Here is a 260-nt window from a genome sequence, read left to right as displayed (position 1 = left end):
ATGATGGAAGAAGCCGCTGGCATGCAGACATCGTGGCAGAGCGGCAGCGGTGACGGTTGGCAGCCCATCGAGTATTACAGCTTGCCGGTGACCGCGGTCGCGATCGGCCAGGCCACTGCCGGCAATACGGTCATCTCGGTCAGTTCGTCGAACTCGGTGAGCAACAACGCCGACATTCGTTTCATCGCTCTCATGGTGAAGAGGTAAGAGCATGTTTACCGCATCGTTTTACGATTCGACCGGCCGGATCACCGGCATCA

The 260-nt window shown here is 58.1% G+C and carries 1 protein-coding gene; it reads left to right on the top strand.

Annotation, left to right across the window (positions count from 1 at the left end; translation table 11 throughout):
* A partial coding sequence (locus tag ACM5QX_RS29605) for a hypothetical protein (protein WP_414756767.1) occupies positions 1 to 207 on the top strand: 207 nt, incomplete at its 5' end.
* Positions 208 to 260 lie beyond the last annotated feature (53 nt).

This window comes from Anabaena sp. CCY 9910 (assembly GCF_963920875.1).
GTDB lineage: Bacteria > Cyanobacteriota > Cyanobacteriia > Cyanobacteriales > Nostocaceae > Trichormus > Trichormus variabilis.
Note: the sequence above shows the minus strand (reverse complement) of the source record. Positions and strands in the feature narration are given on the sequence as shown.